The organism is Alteromonas profundi, from assembly GCF_010500865.1.
Classification (GTDB): Bacteria; Pseudomonadota; Gammaproteobacteria; order Enterobacterales; family Alteromonadaceae; genus Alteromonas; species Alteromonas profundi.
On sequence record NZ_JAAAWN010000058.1, the window covers coordinates 1 to 4,010 of the forward strand.

A 4,010-nucleotide genomic window follows, 5' to 3' on the forward strand; every position below is an offset into this window, starting at 1 on the left:
TACTCTTGAGAGTACTGTTGGTCCTCCTTGCGCAGAAGTCATGATAAAAAGCATCATGATTCTGCACTAAAAGTTTTTCTTGGCAGCCATAGCGATACGGTACCACCTGATCCCATTCCGAACTCAGCAGTGAAACGTATTAGCGCCGATGGTAGTGTGGGGTTTCCCCATGTGAGAGTAGGACACTGCCAAGTCCCTATTAGAAAAACCCGCCTTACGGCGGGTTTTTTGCTTTCTGGCGTTTATAAGAAGCATTATGGCGCATTAATGAGCAGGTAAGGGGGTCAACTTTGCCCAAGCCCCTACAAAGGATTATAGTGGCCTTATAGCGCATTTATAATCTGCGTGATTTAAGCTTTTAATTCGTGGTTTGTTCCCCTAACATTGGCGCATTGCTCATAGTTAAAGTGTGTTATGCCGTCACTACAGTCTCACCATACGTTTTCTCTGCAGGCCAATTGCCTGTCTATTGTCGAATTTAATTCCGCCGATGCCTTTATCAGCGCTTATAATCAGGCAGATCATGCCTATATTCTTGGTGAAGGCAGCAATACGCTGTTTTTGGAAGACTACCAAGGTACGGTACTTGTTAACCGTATAGCGGGTATTAATCATTTTGATACCGAGTCCCATCATCATATTAGTGTGGGGGCAGGTGAATCTTGGCATGGGTTTGTTTCTCTTTGTATGCAGAACGGTTGGTATGGCTTGGAAAACCTGGCGTTAATACCGGGGTCTGTCGGTGCCTGTCCTATCCAAAATATTGGCGCATACGGTGTAGAGGTTGGTAAATTTATCAGCTCAGTAGAAGCGGTATTGCTTACTAGTGGCGAAAAGATAATTATTAAAAGTGCTGATTGTAATTTTGCTTACCGCGACAGTATTTTTAAAAATGAATTAGCGAATAAAGTGCTGATTACGCAGGTTAACTTTGTACTTCCAAAAATGTATAGCCTAGAAACAAGTTACGGCGAGCTAAGTAAATTAACAGCCCCTACCGCCCAGCAAATATTTGATGCGGTTATTGCTATTAGAAAAAGCAAACTTCCTGATCCTGCTCAATTCGGCAATGCTGGCAGCTTTTTTAAAAACCCCGTTGTTACTACTAGTCAGTTTGAAACGTTAAAAAGTACTTATGCGGATATTCCTGGCTTTGGTGTATCCCACGATGAAACTAAAATACCCGCAGCCTGGCTTATCGACCAAGCCGGTTTTAAAGGGAAGGTTTTTAATCAAGTACGATGCCATCCAACCCAACCTTTAGTGCTTACAAACCTTGGCAATGCTCAAGGAGAAGATGTTGTTACTTTCGCGAAAGAGATTATTTGCGAAATAAGCCGTAAATTTAATATAAAACTTGAGCCTGAGGTACGGTTAGTGGGCGCGAAAGGTGTAATTGACTTGGTATAAACCTTGTCTTTATGGGTAATATAGAGCAATAAATTTCATTACTTAACAGCGTATTCGTTACGTTAAGTAACACAAGGTTAATTTGGTTATGAGGCAGGCATCAAAAGCAACACGAAAACACATACTCGCGTTGCTTTGTGACGGGCAATTCCATTCAGGTGAAATAATCGCACAGCAAGTTGGCCTATCGCGTACTGCTGTGGCAGGGCATATATCTCAGCTTGCAGATTGGGGACTTAATGTCTTTAAAGTAAAAGGTAAGGGTTACCGATTAGAACGAGGGTTTCCATTGTTAAATGCAGATAGCATTAAAAAACATTTAGGCGATACAAAGCGCGCAATGATTGACGTTGAGTCAGTACTTCCTTCAACGAATACCGAACTTAAAAGGCGCATTGCAAATGCACGGCACGATTTAGCCAACGGTGATGTGCTTTTCGCAGAAGTGCAAACAGAAGGGCGAGGGCGCCATGGCCGCGTGTGGCAAGCGCCTGTAGGCGGAAGCTTAACCTTCTCAATGTACTGGTCGTTTCCCGACGGTTACCAAAGTATGGCAGGGCTGTCGCTACTTGTGGGCTTAGCTGTGTGTGAGGCGCTAAAAGATTTCGGCGTAAACGATGCTGAACTTAAATGGCCAAACGATATTTACCTGCAAGGGAGAAAGTTAGCTGGGGTATTAATTGAGGTGGAAGGACAAATAGGTGCTACAGCCCATTCAGTAATAGGCGTAGGCTTAAACGTTTGTGTACCTGAAAGTCAATATGATGTGGGCCAGCCCCATAGCGACTTAGCTTCCTATCTTGGTGTAGTACCGGATAGAAACGAATTAGCGGCTGCGGTAGTAAAGTCGTTATGGGAATTATTGCCTAAGTTCACTCAACAGGGCTTTACATCGTTTGTTCCTCATTGGGAAGCGTTAGACCTCTATGCTGATAAACGCATTGTATTACAAATGGGCGATAAGCGATTTTCTGGGATTGATAGAGGCGTAGATGCCAGTGGTGCGCTATTAGTAGAAACCCAAGATGGCATAACGCGCTTTCATGGTGGTGAGGTTAGCCTTCGTGGTAACTGAAAAAAGCGTACTTTTAATTGACATTGGCAACACCCGTATTAAATATTCACTGTTAAGTGAGGTGGAAAACGACCCTCACACCTGCGAAACCCTCGATTCGCTGTTTTCTTTTATCGATTCTTTGAAAATAATTTCCCATGTTTATGTTGCGTCAGTGCGAAAAGAAGAGTGGGTTGATGAAATTTCAACCAGGTGTAAGTTGCGCAATATTACTTTTGTAGAAAAGCACACAGAAAAAGAAGCCTTCGGCATAAAAAATAGTTACGCCAATGAACAAAAAATGGGCGTTGATCGGTGGCTTGCAATGGTGTGCGCAGCAGAAAAAACAAAAAAAGCATTTTTTGTTATGGATGTGGGTACTGCAATAACGGTAGATTTTGTTGTAAATGGTCAACATTTAGGCGGTTGGATCGTACCAGGTTTTAAAGTTATGCGTGATGCTTTGGTATCTTCTACTAAGAAAGTGTACGCAAATGATGAAATTCCGAGCACCTTTGGGGTAGGTACTGATACTGAAGATTGTGTGGCAAGCGGGTGTCATGCCGCGCTATATGGTGTTTATTTGAGCGCCGTTGATTATATATCAAGCAAACAAACCGATTTTGACGTTATTTTAGGGGGTGGAGACAAAAAAGTGTTTGCATTCTTAGAATCCGCTGCTAATATTCGCCCCGCTCATTTGGTGGTGCAAGGTCTTGCCCGCTACGCTCGAAAGGAACTTAGTTTGCTTTCTTGTGTAACTCCTAATTGATTGAAAAATCGGTTAGAAAAGAAAAATGAAAATTTTTCAAAAAGACACTTGCACTGAGTAAATCATTACTCTAGAATGCGCAGCCACTTGATGACGTGCCGACTTAGCTCAGTTGGTAGAGCAACTGACTTGTAATCAGTAGGTCGCCAGTTCGATTCCGGCAGTCGGCACCATCATCAATCTGGAGGGGTACCCAAGCGGTCAACGGGAGCAGACTGTAAATCTGCCGGCTCAGCCTTCGCAGGTTCGAATCCTGCCCCCTCCACCACTTTCTTATGAGGTGGCCAGAGAATTAGGATTTGCGGGCATCGTATAATGGCTATTACCTCAGCCTTCCAAGCTGATGATGCGGGTTCGATTCCCGCTGCCCGCTCCAAATCAGTGCTGATATAGCTCAGTTGGTAGAGCGCACCCTTGGTAAGGGTGAGGTCGGCAGTTCAAATCTGCCTATCAGCACCAGTGTTTCTCCCCAGCTCATGTTGTAAAATTTCAAAATTTTTTAATGTAACTTTGCTGGGATAATAGAAATGGCAAAAGAAAAGTTTGAACGTACGAAACCCCATGTAAACGTGGGTACTATCGGCCACGTTGACCACGGTAAAACTACCCTAACTGCGGCAATCACTACTGTCCTTTCAAAGACTTACGGTGGTTCAGCTCAGGCTTTCGATCAAATCGATAACGCGCCTGAAGAAAAAGCTCGTGGTATCACCATCTCTACTTCACACGTAGAATATGACACTCCAAGCCGTCACTACGCTCACGTAGACTGCC

The 4,010-nt window shown here is 43.8% G+C and carries 4 protein-coding genes, 4 tRNA genes and 1 rRNA gene; all 9 read left to right on the plus strand.

Going from position 1 to position 4,010, the window contains the following annotated elements; genetic code table 11:
- Positions 1–78 precede the first annotated feature (78 nt).
- A 5S ribosomal RNA gene (gene rrf / locus GTH32_RS18895) occupies positions 79–194 on the plus strand.
- 220 nt (positions 195–414) lie between these two features.
- Positions 415–1,410 (plus strand): UDP-N-acetylmuramate dehydrogenase, encoded by a 996-nt coding sequence (murB, locus tag GTH32_RS18900; RefSeq protein ID WP_163088724.1) that lies wholly within the window; start codon positions 415–417, stop codon positions 1,408–1,410.
- Between the two features lie 88 nt (positions 1,411–1,498).
- Positions 1,499–2,485: a bifunctional biotin--[acetyl-CoA-carboxylase] ligase/biotin operon repressor BirA gene (birA, locus tag GTH32_RS18905; RefSeq protein WP_163088726.1), complete on the plus strand. Its 987-nt coding sequence runs from the start codon at positions 1,499–1,501 to the stop codon at positions 2,483–2,485.
- Positions 2,454–3,236: a type III pantothenate kinase gene (locus tag GTH32_RS18910; protein ID WP_163088728.1), complete on the plus strand. Its 783-nt coding sequence runs from the start codon at positions 2,454–2,456 to the stop codon at positions 3,234–3,236. Before birA ends, GTH32_RS18910 begins: the two co-directional genes overlap by 32 nt.
- 97 nt (positions 3,237–3,333) lie before the next feature.
- Positions 3,334–3,409 (plus strand) — tRNA-Thr (locus GTH32_RS18915).
- Between the two features lie 10 nt (positions 3,410–3,419).
- Positions 3,420–3,504, plus strand: a tRNA-Tyr gene (locus GTH32_RS18920).
- Between the two features lie 33 nt (positions 3,505–3,537).
- Positions 3,538–3,612 (plus strand) — tRNA-Gly (locus tag GTH32_RS18925).
- A 7-nt stretch (positions 3,613–3,619) separates the two neighbouring features.
- Positions 3,620–3,695: transfer RNA gene (locus GTH32_RS18930), tRNA-Thr, on the plus strand.
- Positions 3,696–3,763: 68 nt separating this feature from the next.
- Positions 3,764–4,010: GTP-binding protein (locus tag GTH32_RS18935; protein WP_246223276.1), on the plus strand; the 247-nt coding region annotated here is incomplete at its 3' end.